The sequence below is a fragment of the Saccharothrix deserti genome (assembly GCF_009769385.1).
Lineage (GTDB): Bacteria > Actinomycetota > Actinomycetes > Mycobacteriales > Pseudonocardiaceae > Actinosynnema > Actinosynnema deserti.
Window position 1 is genome coordinate 187,173 of sequence record NZ_VKAB01000016.1, and the last position, 13,350, is coordinate 200,522.

The following is a 13,350-nucleotide window of genomic DNA, read 5'->3' on the forward strand; positions in this document are numbered from 1 at the left end:
GCCCTCCGCGCCAGTCAATCTTCCGCGCAATGTTCCGCGCGATGTTCCGCGCCGACTCGGTGGCCTGATCAACACGGGCGCAGCAGCCGAACGTCGGATCCGCTGGTGCGCGATCCGCGCCACCGGTTGGCGTGAACGGGTCAACCTCGGTCGAACACCGACCCCCACCTCCTCTCCGGCGGTTTCCTTGAGATCCGGAGATCAGGGGGAGAACACATGGAAAAGCGCGTACTCGGCGTGCTGGCGGCGGGGGTGGCTGTCTCGCTCTTACTGGGCGGGCAGTCCGTCGCCGCACCGGAGCAGCAAGCCGTCCAACGGATCCAGCCCGATCCGCTGCTGATGTTCCCGTCGAACCCGGCGCAGGCCGACTGGGCCGCGGTCGCCCGCGATCGCGAGGCCAAGGCGCAGGTGCGGGCGCAGGCACGACAACAGGGCGTCGGCGCACAGGCGGCCTTGCCGTATCAGGAAAAGGAGGCGGCCGGTACCAGCGGCGCCAACAACACCCCGGCGACAGCCGAGCACATCGCGGGTTTCGGCACCCGCGGGAACGCCAACCCGAAGGTCGTGCTGACCGGTGACCTCAAGCCCGACGACACGATCCCGACCCTGCCGCCGTTCGCCGAGACCAACGACGCGATCGGCCTGGCGAGCGACACCGGTGTCGGGGGCGACCGTCAAGCCGTCCGCACCAGCGGCACGATCGGCGACGGCCCGCACGGCAGCGCCGGCGACGGTACCGGCGACGTCGACTTCTACCGGATTGCCGGCGGCGCCTCCGGGGTGACGTTCACGGCTCGGACGTCGACCCCGACCGGCGACCTCAACACGTTCCTCGCGCTCTTCGACGCCGACGGCGGCATGTGGGCGGTCAGCGGCGATGCGGGTGGCTCGACGGATTCCGCCATCACGTTCACGATCCCACCGGGCAGGGACTTCTACCTCATGGTGGGCTCGGACCCGTTCGGTGTGCCGCGTGACCCGAAGACACCGGGCACCGGTGACGGCGTCGCCACTGAAGGCCCGTACGAGTTGGGGATCACCAGCGGCCGGAGCCGCGGCGACCTCGACTACTACTCGTTCGACCTGCGCGCGGGCGACGTGCTCGGCGCGTCCGTCGCCGGAGGTGGGACGCGGCTCGCGGTGTACGACCCGGCCGGCCGCGAGGTGTTCGGCTCCATGCAGGACCTCACCAGCATCTTCGCCGTCGACTCACCGATGCCCGGCGGGGGCAACGCCGTGGTGGACTTCGTGGCCCCGCGGGACGGCCGGTACCGACTCGGTGTCGAGGCGGGCGAAGGTGGTCCGTACGACATCAAGCTCGAAGCGTTCCGCCCTGGCACGGAGACCGCTCCCCGCGGCTCCGTGCACACGATCTTCCTGGACTTCGACGGCGCCAGGGTGAACACGGCGATCTACGGCAGCGGTGGTGGCATACGCGACCTCTCCCCGCTGTCGAGCTTCCTGCCGAGGTGGGGGCTCACCGCGGGTGACGAACGCGCGTTGATCACCGCGATCATCGCTACCGTGCGTGAGAACATCGAGCGGGACATGGTCGCCAAGGGCACCAATCCGAGGTTCGCGGTGCGCATCCTCAACAGCCGCGACCACGCCGACCCCTGGGGACAGCCGAACGTCAGCCGGGTCGTCGTCGGCGGCAGCGTAGCCGAGACGGGTATCGGGACCATCGGCATCGCGCAGTCCATCGACGCCGGCAACTTCGGCCGTGAGGAGACCGCGCTGGTGCTGCTGGACGAGATCAGCGCACCGGCCGGACCGGCGTGGTCGCTCAACTCGTACATCAGGCCGGAGAGCGACCGGATCGCGTTCATCGGCCGCGCGGTCGGCAACATCACCAGCCACGAGGCCGGGCACATGTCGGGCAGCTGGTACACGAACAGGCTCAACGACCTCCAGGGCGTCATGGACCCGGGCGGCAACCCGGCCGTGATGTTCGCGGTGGGCCCCGACGGTGTCGGCGGCACGGCCGACGACCCGGACCTCGACTTCATCGAGGAGGAGCTGAGCCCCTCCGAGGGCTTCACCGGGATCGAGGACACCGTCAACCGCACCGCGTGGGCGTTCGTGCGGGGAACCGGCTGACCCGGAGGTGGGCGCGGCTCCTCCCCAACGGCAGGGGCCGCGCCCACCGACTGGCCGGCAGTTGGAGCAGTTGGAAACCTCACTCCCGCACATCCTCCGGCGTGAGCCCGTGCTCGGAAATGCACAAGCAGGCAGGGCTGTCCCGCCGCAGGACGTCGCCGCGCACCCGAAGGTGTCGGGCCTTTCGACAGCAGGCGATGTCGATCCGTTGACACACGGTGGTCCCCCGGTTTTACTGTGGCGACCCGGCGCTGCGGAGCGCCGGTATCAGGGGGGTCTGATGAATTCTTCGTCGGGCGCTGCCGCTTTCAAACGTCGGAGCGAGCGCTTCCCGGGCTGACGCGCCGACAACGCGCCCTCACCGCTTTCCACCAGCGGTGAGGCTTCCTCCACGAACATCGACGTGGCGATCACACCGCCACGTCGATGGCGCGCGCCTCCCCGATCAACCGTGGAAACGAACGCCGGAAGGAAACCAGTGCGATTCATCCGAATGCTATCCGCCATTTTCCTGGCGCTGGCCGCCCTCACCGCGGTCGGCGCCGGCCAGGCCGTCGCGCAACCGATCTCCGAGGCGCCGATCAGCACCGCGCAGATCGGTGAGAACTGCGCGAACATCGGCAACGGCGACGTCTGCATCAGGATCAGCGACCCCTACGAGGGTCTCAACGTCGACATCACGGTCTGGTACGACAAGCACGCCGGCCCCCCGGCCACGATCCGGCTGCGCTACGGCGGGGCGCGCGTCGGCTACGACGAGGGGGCGTTCACCATTTCGGCGGGCGAGGTGCGCGGTTACATCTGGCGCCGCGTGTGGCTGGTCAACGGCTGTTACCACGGGCAGATCATGACCGGTCCGCCGCCGAACTACACGCCGATCATCAACGGCGGCTACGTCTGCGTCTGAACCCGGTGACCGGGTAATCGGAGGAATTGCACCCGCCACCACGGCCGAATGGATTCCGGCCGTGGTGGCGCCGGTCACCAGAGCCAGCGATCGAGGAATTCCGGCCAGATCAAGCCCTGGTGGCCGTCGAACGCCGGCGGGTCGATCCGCTTCAAGTCGGCCGCGATTTCGCCGAGTTCGGCCAGTGCCTCGTCCTCGAAGTCGTCCGGATCGGCGAGCACCGGGGACCGGCTCACGGAAAGTCCGTAGTGGTGCAGTGCCCGGAGCCAGAGCTCGACCGAGGAGTTCGCGAACCACGCTTCCCCGTCGGGCAGGACGTAGTACACCGTTCCGGTGTCCGGCACGACGCCGAAGACCCACTCCAGGCCGGAATCGGGATCGCCCTGGCGGTTCACCGTCATCCGGTAGAGCGGGATTCCCGATGCGGTGCGAAGTGCGGGGTCCGGTTCGGCTTGGAAGGCCGCACACTCGATCAGCCCCTCGACGACCGGCACCCCGACGCTCACCAGCATCGACTTCTGGTCCTCGGGCAATCGCCACGTGGCCACCACGTCGCGGGTGGCCCGGGTGACGTGCTCGGCCCAGCCGGTCAGATCGTCATGGGTAGGCGGCGGGTCGGGTGTCAATGCGGCTCCCCGGGTGATTCAGGATGTGCGCGAATCTAATCCGTCACGCGTCACCAGCCGAAGCCCCTCGGCGTCGAGGCGCTGGTGAGCCGACGCACCCGCACCGCACGTTCCCCTTTGGCGACGTTGACCTCCCGTGAGCTGGACGTCCTGCGTGAGATGGCCCGGGGCAAGACGAACGCCGGTATCGAACAGGCCCTGTACCTGTCCGCGTCGACCGTGGAGAAACACGTCAACGCGATCTTCGGCAAACTGGGCCTGGCCGAGGAGCCGGCGCACCGCCGGGTGGCGGCCGTGCGGGCGTTCCCGGGTGCGACGGCCTGACGGCGTGTTCTCCGCGGTGACGCGCTGAACGCCGTGATGTGTCCTTTCGGAACCGCGCAGGACATCAATGCGTCATCATCTGTAGGAGACAGGCGAGTCAGGGGAGGTGTCGCCGTGTCCGTCGGGCCGGTCGATCAAGGCGCAGTCGTGTCCACCACCGGGGTGGGTGCCTGATGGCGGGCGAGAACCCGCTGGTCGCCGCGCCGCCCGCCGAGCCGGGCGGGTTCATGAACGCCGGTACCGGGGACAACGGGTGGGCGACGGGCATCTCCATCGCCGAGTCGGCGATGGACACGTTCAACGGGATCAAGGACGGCAACTGGGTCGAGGCCGGCCTGGGGATGGTCGGGTTGGCCGCGGACGCGGCGGCCATGGCGATCGATCCGTTCGGGACGTTGTTGTCGTCGGCGGCGTCGTTCCTGATGGAACACATGCAGCCGTTGAAGGACATGCTCGACTGGCTGGCCGGGAACCCGCCGGTGATCGAGTCGTATTCCACGACGTGGAACAACGTGTCCACCGAGTTGGGGAAGATCGCCGAGGACTACAACGCGTCGGTCAAATCCGGCACCGAGGGCTGGACGGGTGCGGCGGCCGAGGCGTACCTGACCAACTCCACTGTGCACGGTGACGCCCTGACCGGTGCGGCGTCCGCCGCCGGCACGGTCGGCACGGTCGTGGGCCTGATGGGGATGGTCGTCGGGTTCGTGCGCGAGATGGTGCGCGACCTGATCGCCGACCTGGTGGGCAAGCTGATCGCGTGGGTGCTGGAGGCGGTGTTCTCGCTGGGCTTCGGGACGCCGGTGATCGTCGCGCAGGCGGTGACGGCGATCTCGAAGTGGGCCGCGAAGATCGCGAAGATCATCCAGGACCTGCTGAACACGATCAAGCGGGTCTCGCCGATGCTGAAGCGCCTGGTCGAGGTCTTCGAGAAGATCATGAAGGTGGTCGGCAAACTCGCCGGCAAGGCCACCGGGCTGGACGTTCTGGACCCGAAGAACATCAAGCGGGGCGGGTTCCTGCAGACCGGGAACACCGACGTCGACATGCCGTCCGGCGGCACCGGAAGCAGCAACTCGCCTTCCTCTTCGTCCTCTTCGTCCTCTTCGGACTCGCCCTCTTCGAACTCACCGTCCTCGGATTCACCGTCGTCGACCCGCCCGGGCAACGACGCCACCTCCACCTCCAGCAGCACCACACCCACCGACACGCCGACGTCGAGGCCGGGCCGGGGCGACCCGGCCGATGTGCCCCCGCCGTCCCCGCGCCCTGGCCGCGACCCGAGCAGCCCGGACAGCGACGCCCCACCCCGAGGCGTCACCCCGCCCGGCTCCGGCAACAGCCCGAGCCCCGGCGACAGGCCCCTGGGCGAACACCGAGGCGGCCCCGGCGGCAACACCCCCACCAGCAGCCCCGCCCCCGGCGGCAACACCCCGCTGGGCGAGCACCGGGGCGGACCGGGCGGCAACGCACCCAGCGGCAACACGCCGGTCGGTGAACACCGAGGCGGACCAGGCGGCCAACCCGCACCCAGCAGCAACACCCCGCTCGGCGAACACCGAGGCGGGCCGGGCGGCCAGCCAGGAGGCGGCGGCACCGGTGGCGGCTCCTACACCGGCGGCAGTGGTGGCGGCACGGGCGGTGGTGGCGGCACCGGTGGGCCGAGCGGCGGCGGTTCGCCCAGCGGTGGTGGCGGCACGGGCGGCGGCGGGGACTCGGCACCACCCCCTGCGCGGTTCGACCAGACCTCCGCAGCCACAGCGGCCACGCCCGACGCGCCCGCACGCCCAGACCAGCCCCACACCGGCGGCCCGAACACCGGCCCGCAGGGCGGCCAACCCAACCCGGGCGGCACGCCTCCCGCCGGTGGCGGCATGCCAGGCGGTGGCGCACCCGGTGGTGCGCCGGGCGGCGGCGCTCCTGGTGGTGGCGCTCCCGGTGGTGGCGGCGCACGGCCCGGCTCGGGCGGCGGCTGGACCGGAACACCCGGAAACCGGGGCGACCTCGGCTCCGGCATCCCGGCGGCCCGAGGTCCGGAAGGCCCGCGACCTTCCTCGTACGGCCCGTCGCCCAGCGGACCCGGCACTCCCGGTCCGTCCCACGGCGGTCCGATCCCCGGCAACACGCCCCACGGCGGTCCACCCTCCGGCAACACACCCCACGGCGGTCCACCCTCCGGCAACACACCCCACGGCGGCCCATCCCCCAGCAACGCACCCCACGGCGGTCCGCCGCACGCGGGTCCGGGTCCGTCCCACGCGAACCCCGGCAACGGACCTGTCCCACGCGGCAACGGCCCGGTCCAGCCCGGTCCCGCGCACAACGGCCCGTTCAACACCGACCCCGCCAACAACCGCCCGCACAGCGGCCCCGGCCCCACGCAGAGCGGCCCGCCGCACAACGGGCCGTCGCACACGAGTCCGTCCCAGGCTGGGCCTTCGCACACGAGCCCGTCTCAGGCAGGGCCGTCCCACACCAGTCCGTCCCACGCGAACCCGTCCCACGGCGGCCCGCCGCACGGCAACCAGCCCCACAGCGGCCCGGGCAACCCGGGTCCGTCCCACACCGGCCCGTCGCAGGCAGGGCCGTCCCACGGCGGCCCGCCCAACAGCGGTCCGCCGAACCGGGGCCCCTCCAACACGGCCCCTTCCGGCGTACCGCACCAGCCCACGCCCCCGCACACCCCGAACAGGCCGTTCGACGGCCCGCCACCCCAACGCCACCCGGACGCGCAGACCCCGTCACCGCGCCACGCCCCGGACAACGCACCTCCCCGGCACGCCGAGCCCCCCGTCCCCCACCAGCGCCCTGACTCGGACGCCTGGTCACCGCCGCACCGCGACCCCGACGGCCCGGACGCGGACCGGCCGAACATCGACGAGGCCCACACCCGCCACGGCGAGACGACCCCGGCGGGCATCTCGCACCACCGGGGTGACTCGGACATGGGCGACTTGCCGCAGCGCGTGCCCCACGACCCGCGCTACTTCACCGCCGACGTCCACATCACCCCCGACGGCCGAGCGCGCATCGGCAACCACACCTACAGCCCCGAGGAATACGGCGACCTGCTCCGACGCAACGGCTGGGACGGCAAAACCCCCATCCGCCTGATCGGCTGCGACGCCGGCAGCAACAACTTCGCCAACCGCCTCTCCACCCACACCGGCGCCGACGTCCTCGCCCCCACCAAACCCGCCTGGACCGACACCCAAGGCCGCGTCTACACCAGCGACGCCGAAATCGGCCCCGACGGCAACCGCCAACCCAAGATCCCGCCCAACGGCGAATGGGAAACCCACCGACCCGACGGCACCCGCACCAAGGCGAGCGAAGACGGCTTCGTCCCCGGCACGCACGACGCCGACAAGCACGACCTCACCCCGGACGACGCACGCGACCGCGCCGCGCGGGACAACTCGATCACCGACCCGCCGGAAGGCCGCGACCCGACGCCGCAGCGGGCCGTGACCTGGGACCCGCCCCAGGACCTGCCGCGGGTGGACGTGGAGGTCGACCCGAACCAGCGCGTCCTCGACTTCAACGGCGGGCCGCCGCTGGAGCCGAACTCGCGCGTCGTCGTCCACAACCCGGACGGCTCGGTGCGCGGCACGTACTACACCGACGCGAACCGCAACGTCACGCACGTCGACACCAGCGTGCCGAACACCCGCAACAGCGCGGGCGTGCCGGTCAACCCGGACACCGCCCACCCCGAACCGGGCGTCGTGTACCAGGTGGACACCGGGGTCAGCACGCTCACGTTCCGCGGCCAGGAGATCCCCGACACCACCCCGCCCCGGACGGACGGCAGCACCACCGACGCGGACACCCCGGCGAACCGGACGAACACCCCGGAGACCTCGCCGGACCGAAGCCCGGACCAAAGCCCAGGCCAAAGCCCGGACCAGAGCGCGGACCAAACCCCGGACCAGAGCCCGGACCACCGCCCCGCCGACCGCTTCGACGAGTTCGACCGGGCCGGGACCGACCCCGCCGTGGAGTGGAACCCGCCCGGCGGCCCTGACGGCAACTACCGGACGATGCCGCCGCACGAGAACTACAACCCGTCTCCCCCACCGGACGGCGACGGCCCGTTCTCGTTGCGCGGCAACGACCCCGACAACCCGCTGGAGCCGCACGCCCGCTACGACGTCTACAACGACAACGGCGACTGGCACGGCACGTTCTACACCGACGCCGACGGCCGGGTGTCGCACGTCCAGACGTGGTCGGGCAACAGCACCCAGGGCTTCAACCCGGAACTGGGCACCAAGGAGACGTGGGACGCGGGCATGCCGGTCCCGGCGCCGAACACGACGTTCGCAGTGGGACCGCGGTACGTGGAAGGCATGGAGCCGACCGTGCCGCAGCAGATGTACCGGACCGACGTGCACGGCGACACGATCGTTGCCAGCGGGCGCCCGGTCTACCCGCCCAGCGGCACCACGGCGGAGGACTTCTGGGGTCCGCGGCGCGGTGTCACGCCGGGCTCTTACGCTGAGGGTGTCCAGCCCGAGACCGGTCGGATCGCCAGCGGCGGCAAGGAGGGCTACAAGGACCCGACGGCGGGCGAGTACGCGCCGTTCAACTACTACGGGAACAAGCCGGAGCTGTTCAAGTTCGACGGCGGCCACATCACGCCGTTCGAGGGCGGCGGTCCCGGTGAGCGGATCAACCACATCCCCCAGTGGGCCTACGAGAACCGGCCCATGCGGATCGACGGCGGGTCGACGGACGACACGTGGAGGAGGATGGAGGAGGACATCGCGCGCCGCGCGGCGGTCGACGGCACGACCGTCGACCGGGTGGACTTCTACGCCGAGCGCACCACGCCGGACGTGCACACGCCGGACAAGCTGCACGTGCGCTACCACTTCACGGTGTCCGACCCGCCGCCGCCCAGGACCGTGCAGGAGATCAGGAGCTTCCACAATGTCCCCGAGCCAGCGAGGAACAACCGTGTCGTCCTCCCACCACCAACCCCTTGATCGGCAGCGGGAGCTGCTCCAGGAGATCGGCCGCGACCTCGTCGAGGCGTGCCCGAAGGGCTGGTTCCGGGTGGACCTGCGCGCGTCGGTGGCCGTGACCTCGGACTGGATGGCGCTCACCGTGCTGATGCCCGACCACTCCAGCCCGCCGGTGGACCCGCCGCTGTCGGTGGGCCGGGCGCTGCGGGAACTGCGCGAGCTGATGTACGCGGAGGGACGCGGCACGTGGTTCTCGCTGCGGTACACAATGGACCCGCCGGCCGAGTACCACGTGGTCTACAACCACGACTTCGACCCGAAGTGGTCCCCGGACCTGAGCCCGCACGAGTGGGCGCTCGACCTGGAGCACTTCCCGCGCGCCCCGGAGCACGTCCCGGACTGGCTGCGGGCCAAGCTGCCGAACGACGACCAGCCGACTGCGGGATACTGACGACATGACGGAACCACTCAACCCGGTCCAGCAGGACGAACTGCTCCAGCAGATCACCCAACGCCTCGTGCTTGACCTGCCGGCGGGGTGGAACCACCTCCAGATCGAGCACAAGGCCCTCGGCGACCACGTCGAGGCGGGTGGCCTGCTGCGCATGGCGAACGGCGGCATGTTCGGCTGGGACCTGCCCGACGAGGTGGTCGACCTGTTCTCCCGGCTGCGCGCCGGCATGGCCCGCCCGGAGCGCGGCACGTGGCTGCTCGCCACCTACTGGCTCGACTACCCGGACTCCTACTCGATCGAGTACAACCGCCAGGACGAGCCCCGCTTCCGCACCCCGCCGCCCCCGCAGGCACACGCCCGGGAGCTGGAGATCTTCCCGCGCACCGACGAGCACGTCCCGGACTGGCTCCGCGCGGCCGTCGCAGGCGCCTGATCCCGCGGCACCTGATCCCGCCGCGGTGGCGGGTGCCGCCCGGTCCGGCGACACCCGCCACCGGCCGGTCGAACCGCTGTCCCGACGTTCAGGCGCGCAGCAGCACGTAGCCGGCAACGGCCGACCCGGCCAGCGCGCCGCCGTAGCAGAACACGATGATCAGGCCGCTGAGCTTCTTGAGCCGCAGACCGTCGTAGAGCGTGTAGCGGAAGCGGTGCGCCCAGTGGAACAGCGCCAGCACGCACAGTCCGAACAGGACGAGCTTCGTGATCGGGCTGCGCAGCACCGTCAGCAGGTGGGCGTGGTCTGGGCGGGGCAGCCAGCCGAGCGGGATCGCGACGCCGAACAGGAACAGCAGCACCGGCACCGACAGCGCCGCGGCCATCCCGCCCGCGCTGAAGAGCAGCCACACCAGCGGTTCCGGCGATCGCCTCCTCATCGCAGCACCACCCACGCCAGGGCAGCGGACAGTCCCAGCCACAGCAGGTAGTGCAGCACCAGGACCACGACCGGCGGGACGTGCGGCACGACCATCGCCCGCGGCGCCAGGTTGAACCACGTGACGGCGTGCAGCAGGACGAACAGCAGCGCGACCACGTTCAGCACGAGCACCCGGCCCGTGCTCCAGTCCAGGAACCGGTGGTACGCCTCGGGTCCGGCACTGATCGCGGAGACGAGCATCAGCAGGTAGACGACGAACCACGCGACGAAGACGCTGCTCAGCTCACGCAGCGCGAAGAGGAAGTACGACGGACGCCGCAGCCACCACAAGGTGGAGATCGGCTTCACGTAGGTCATCGCGCGCCTCGCGGCAGGAGGAAGTCCTTCAGAGCGTGGGTCGCCGCGGTGAGCTTGTAGCGCTGGATCGCGCCGGCGGGGTCGACGCCCTTCGGGCACGCGGTGCTGCACTCGCCGACGAACGTGCACGCCCACACACCCTCGGCGGAGGACAGCACGTCCCTCCGGTCCGCGGCCCCCTCGTCGCGTGAGTCGAGGTTGTAGCGCTGGGCCAACGCGATCGCCGCGGGCCCGACGAACGCCGGGTCGAGGGCGTAGACGGGGCACGCCGAGTAGCAGAGCATGCAGTTGATGCACATGCTGAACTTCTTGTAGTCGTCCAACTCGTCCGGTGTCTGCAGGTACTCGCCCTCGGGCGGCTCGTCGTCACGGATCAACCACGGCTTCACCGACGGCAGCTTGGCCATGAAATCGCCGATGTCCACGACCAGGTCCCGCACCACCGGGAAGTTGCGCAGCGGCTCGACGCGCACGGGGCCGGGCGCGTAGTCGGTCAGGAACGTGGCGCACGACAGCACCGGCGAGCCGTTCACCGTCATCCCGCAGCTGCCGCAGATGCCCATCCGGCACGACCAGCGGTAGGACAGCGTCCCGTCCACGTGGTCCTTGATGTGGTTGAGCCCGTCGAGCACCGCCCACTCCTTGCGCAGCGGCACGTCGTAGGACTGGAAGACGGGCTCCGCCTCCTGCCCCGGCCGGTAGCGCGCCACCTGCATGGTGATCGTGTCGGCCATGGCTGCTACCTCCCGTACACGCGCTCGCCCGGCGGCCACTGGGTGATCTTCACCGGCATGTAGTCGACGAGGCCGCCACCGTCGGGCGTGCGGCGGACCAGCGAGTGCGCCAGGAACCGCTCGTCGTCCCGGCCGGGGAAGTCGGTGCGCTGGTGCGCGCCGCGCGATTCCCCGCGGTGCAGCGCGGACACCACGATGCTCTCGGCGACGTCGAGCATGAACGACAGTTCGAGCAGGGCGACCGCCTCGGTGTTGAACGTCCTGCTGCGGTCGTCGACGGTCGCGCGGCCGAACCGTTCGCGCAGGTCCCGCAGCCGGTCGGCGGCTTTGGCCAGCGACTCGCCGTCGCGGTAGATGCCGGCGCCGTTCTCCATCGCGGTCTGCATCTCGGTGCGGATGTCGGCGATGCGCTCCCGTCCCCCGATGTGCGAGCCCTCGGCGTGCCGGGCGAACTCCCGCTCCAGCAGCCGTTGCGCGTCACGTGCCTGCGCGTAGACCGCGGCACCGGGCGCGGTCCGGGTCGAGGTGACGAACTCGGCCGCCGCCTGTCCGGCCCGTGCCCCGAAGACCAGGCACTCGGGCAGCGAGTTCGACCCCAGCCGGTTGGCTCCGTTGATGCTCACGCAGGCGACCTCGCCCGCCGCGTAGAGCCCGGTCAACGAGGTCGCGCCGTGGATGTCGGTGTGGACGCCGCCCATCATGTAGTGGACCACCGGGCGGACCGGGATCAGCTCCTTGACGGGGTCGATGTTCTCGTACTTCGAGCACAGCTCGCGCACGAAGGGCAGCTTGGCGTCGATCACCTCGGCCCCGAGGTGGCGCAGGTCGAGGTGGACGATCGGCCCGTAGGGCGTGTCGGTCGTGCGGCCCTTGTCGTGCTCGTGGACGAACGCCTGCGACAGCCGGTCGCGCGGCCCCAGTTCCATGCTGCGCAGGACGGGGTGCGGTGTGGGTGTGCCCAGGTCGTAGTCCTGGAGGTAGCGGTAGCCGTCCTTGTTCAGCAGCCAACCGCCCTCGGCGCGGGCGGCCTCGGTGATCAGGATCCCGGTGAACGGCAACCCGGTCGGGTGATACTGGACGAACTCCATGTCCTTGAGCGGCGCGCCCGCGCGGTAGGCCAGCGCCATGCCGTCGCCGGTCTTGATGTTGGCGTTGGTGGTGAACGGGAAGACCCGCCCGCAGCCACCGGTGCACAGGATGACGGCGTTGGCGATCACCGTCTCGACCCGGCCGGTGGCCAGCTCGATCGCCACGACGCCGTAGACCTGGCCGTCGTCGACCAGCAGCGAGGTGACGAACCACTCGTCGTACCGGACGACGTCCGGGTTGGACAGCGTGGTCTGGAACAGCGTGTGCAGCATGTGGAAGCCGGTCTTGTCGGCGGCGAACCAGGTCCGCTTCTTCTTCATCCCGCCGAACGCGCGCACGGCGATGCGCCCGTCGCGCTGCCGGCTCCACGGGCAGCCCCAGTGCTCCAGCCTCAGCAGCTCGCGGGGCGCCTCCTGCACGAACGCCTCGGCGGCGTCCTGGTCCACCAGCCAGTCGCCGCCGGAGATCGTGTCGTAGAGGTGTTCCTCCAGGCTGTCGTCGGGGCCCGCGACCGCGGCGGCGCCACCCTCGGCGGAGACGGTGTGGCTGCGCATCGGGTACACCTTGGACACGACCGCCACGGTCAGCCGCGGGTTCGCCTCCGCGACGGCGATGGCGGCGCGCAGACCCGCACCGCCACCGCCGACCACGACCACATTGTGAAATGTGCTCATGTGTCACGCTTCGTGGTCGGCGCTGCGCTCATCGCTCAGCACCTTCCCGTCGTGCCGGACGACTCTGATCCGGACGCTGCCGTCGTGGAACTCGTGCCGGGAACGACGGCAGCCGCAGGCGTAGTCGACGTGGTCGACGATGAAGCCGTCGCCGTCGTCCTCGCGGTGGTGCTCCCCGTCCTTCAACCGCCCGCAAGGTGCCTTTTCGCTGGTGAAGTGGGTACTGGTGGCGACCATGCCC

Annotated in this window: 12 protein-coding genes; 6 read left to right on the forward strand and 6 right to left on the reverse strand. The window is 70.7% G+C overall.

All coding sequences use genetic code 11. From position 1 onward, the window contains the following. Nucleotides 1-216: 216 nt before the first annotated feature. Both FM051_RS26090 and FM051_RS26095 read left to right on the forward strand, forming a co-directional pair. Complete coding sequence (locus FM051_RS26090; protein ID WP_158847768.1) at nt 217-2,100, forward strand: PPC domain-containing protein; 1,884 nt, start codon at nt 217-219, stop codon at nt 2,098-2,100. Between the two features lie 493 nt (nt 2,101-2,593). Continuing rightward, nucleotides 2,594-3,007, forward strand: a complete 414-nt coding sequence (locus FM051_RS26095) for a hypothetical protein (protein ID WP_158847770.1) — start codon at nt 2,594-2,596, stop codon at nt 3,005-3,007. Between the two features lie 74 nt (nt 3,008-3,081). Here FM051_RS26095 and FM051_RS26100 read toward each other — a convergent pair whose 3' ends face one another. Further along, nucleotides 3,082-3,633 carry an SUKH-4 family immunity protein gene (locus FM051_RS26100; RefSeq protein WP_202919028.1) on the reverse strand — a complete coding sequence of 184 codons (552 nt, stop codon included), beginning with the start codon at nt 3,631-3,633 and terminating at the stop codon, nt 3,082-3,084. 84 nt (nt 3,634-3,717) lie between these two features. Here FM051_RS26100 and FM051_RS26105 point away from each other — a divergent pair, with 84 nt between their 5' ends. From FM051_RS26105 to FM051_RS26125, 4 genes are all read left to right on the forward strand, one after another. Then, nucleotides 3,718-3,957, forward strand: a complete 240-nt coding sequence (locus FM051_RS26105) for a response regulator transcription factor (protein WP_238412655.1) — start codon at nt 3,718-3,720, stop codon at nt 3,955-3,957. 173 nt (nt 3,958-4,130) lie between these two features. Next, nucleotides 4,131-8,948, forward strand: a complete 4,818-nt coding sequence (locus FM051_RS50755; protein ID WP_202919029.1) for a hypothetical protein — start codon at nt 4,131-4,133, stop codon at nt 8,946-8,948. Further along, complete coding sequence (locus FM051_RS26120) at nt 8,920-9,378, forward strand: hypothetical protein (RefSeq protein ID WP_158847772.1); 459 nt, start codon at nt 8,920-8,922, stop codon at nt 9,376-9,378. The genes FM051_RS50755 and FM051_RS26120 overlap by 29 nt, the downstream gene beginning before the upstream one ends. A 4-nt stretch (nt 9,379-9,382) precedes the next feature. Beyond that, entirely contained in the window at nt 9,383-9,814 is a 432-nt protein-coding gene (locus FM051_RS26125) for a hypothetical protein (RefSeq protein ID WP_158847774.1), read from the forward strand. An 88-nt stretch (nt 9,815-9,902) separates the two neighbouring features. Here the strand turns inward: FM051_RS26125 and frdD are convergent, their stop codons facing one another. The 5 genes from frdD to FM051_RS26150 are packed head-to-tail and all read right to left on the reverse strand — an operon-like array spanning nt 9,903 to nt 13,346. Continuing rightward, entirely contained in the window at nt 9,903-10,253 is a 351-nt protein-coding gene (gene frdD / locus FM051_RS26130) for a fumarate reductase subunit FrdD (protein WP_158847776.1), read from the reverse strand. Next, on the reverse strand, nt 10,250-10,612 hold the full coding sequence (locus FM051_RS26135; protein ID WP_158847778.1) for a succinate dehydrogenase/fumarate reductase transmembrane subunit: 363 nt from the start codon (nt 10,610-10,612) through the stop codon (nt 10,250-10,252). Before FM051_RS26135 ends, frdD begins: the two co-directional genes overlap by 4 nt. Next, nucleotides 10,609-11,346, reverse strand: a complete 738-nt coding sequence (sdhB, locus tag FM051_RS26140) for a succinate dehydrogenase iron-sulfur subunit (RefSeq protein ID WP_158847780.1) — start codon at nt 11,344-11,346, stop codon at nt 10,609-10,611. Before sdhB ends, FM051_RS26135 begins: the two co-directional genes overlap by 4 nt. Nucleotides 11,347-11,351: 5 nt before the next feature. Then, nucleotides 11,352-13,109 carry a fumarate reductase (quinol) flavoprotein subunit gene (gene frdA / locus FM051_RS26145; protein WP_158847782.1) on the reverse strand — a complete coding sequence of 586 codons (1,758 nt, stop codon included), beginning with the start codon at nt 13,107-13,109 and terminating at the stop codon, nt 11,352-11,354. Nucleotides 13,110-13,112: 3 nt separating this feature from the next. Beyond that, the gene (locus FM051_RS26150; protein WP_158847784.1) at nt 13,113-13,346 is read right to left on the reverse strand and encodes a hypothetical protein; all 234 of its coding nucleotides are present in this window, start codon (nt 13,344-13,346) and stop codon (nt 13,113-13,115) included. Nucleotides 13,347-13,350: the final 4 nt, after the last annotated feature.

Bases quoted from the DNA above. Each gene is read 5' to 3' on its own strand.
- FM051_RS26090 (WP_158847768.1), top strand. From the start codon at position 217: ATGGAAAAGCGCGTACTCGGCGTGCTGGCGGCGGGGGTGGCTGTCTCG.
- sdhB (WP_158847780.1), bottom strand. From the start codon at position 11,346: ATGGCCGACACGATCACCATGCAGGTGGCGCGCTACCGGCCGGGGCAG.
- frdD (WP_158847776.1), bottom strand. From the start codon at position 10,253: ATGAGGAGGCGATCGCCGGAACCGCTGGTGTGGCTGCTCTTCAGCGCG.
- FM051_RS50755 (WP_202919029.1), top strand. From the start codon at position 4,131: ATGGCGGGCGAGAACCCGCTGGTCGCCGCGCCGCCCGCCGAGCCGGGC.
- FM051_RS26135 (WP_158847778.1), bottom strand. From the start codon at position 10,612: ATGACCTACGTGAAGCCGATCTCCACCTTGTGGTGGCTGCGGCGTCCG.
- FM051_RS26150 (WP_158847784.1), bottom strand. From the start codon at position 13,346: ATGGTCGCCACCAGTACCCACTTCACCAGCGAAAAGGCACCTTGCGGG.
- FM051_RS26125 (WP_158847774.1), top strand. From the start codon at position 9,383: ATGACGGAACCACTCAACCCGGTCCAGCAGGACGAACTGCTCCAGCAG.
- FM051_RS26095 (WP_158847770.1), top strand. From the start codon at position 2,594: ATGCTATCCGCCATTTTCCTGGCGCTGGCCGCCCTCACCGCGGTCGGC.
- frdA (WP_158847782.1), bottom strand. From the start codon at position 13,109: ATGAGCACATTTCACAATGTGGTCGTGGTCGGCGGTGGCGGTGCGGGT.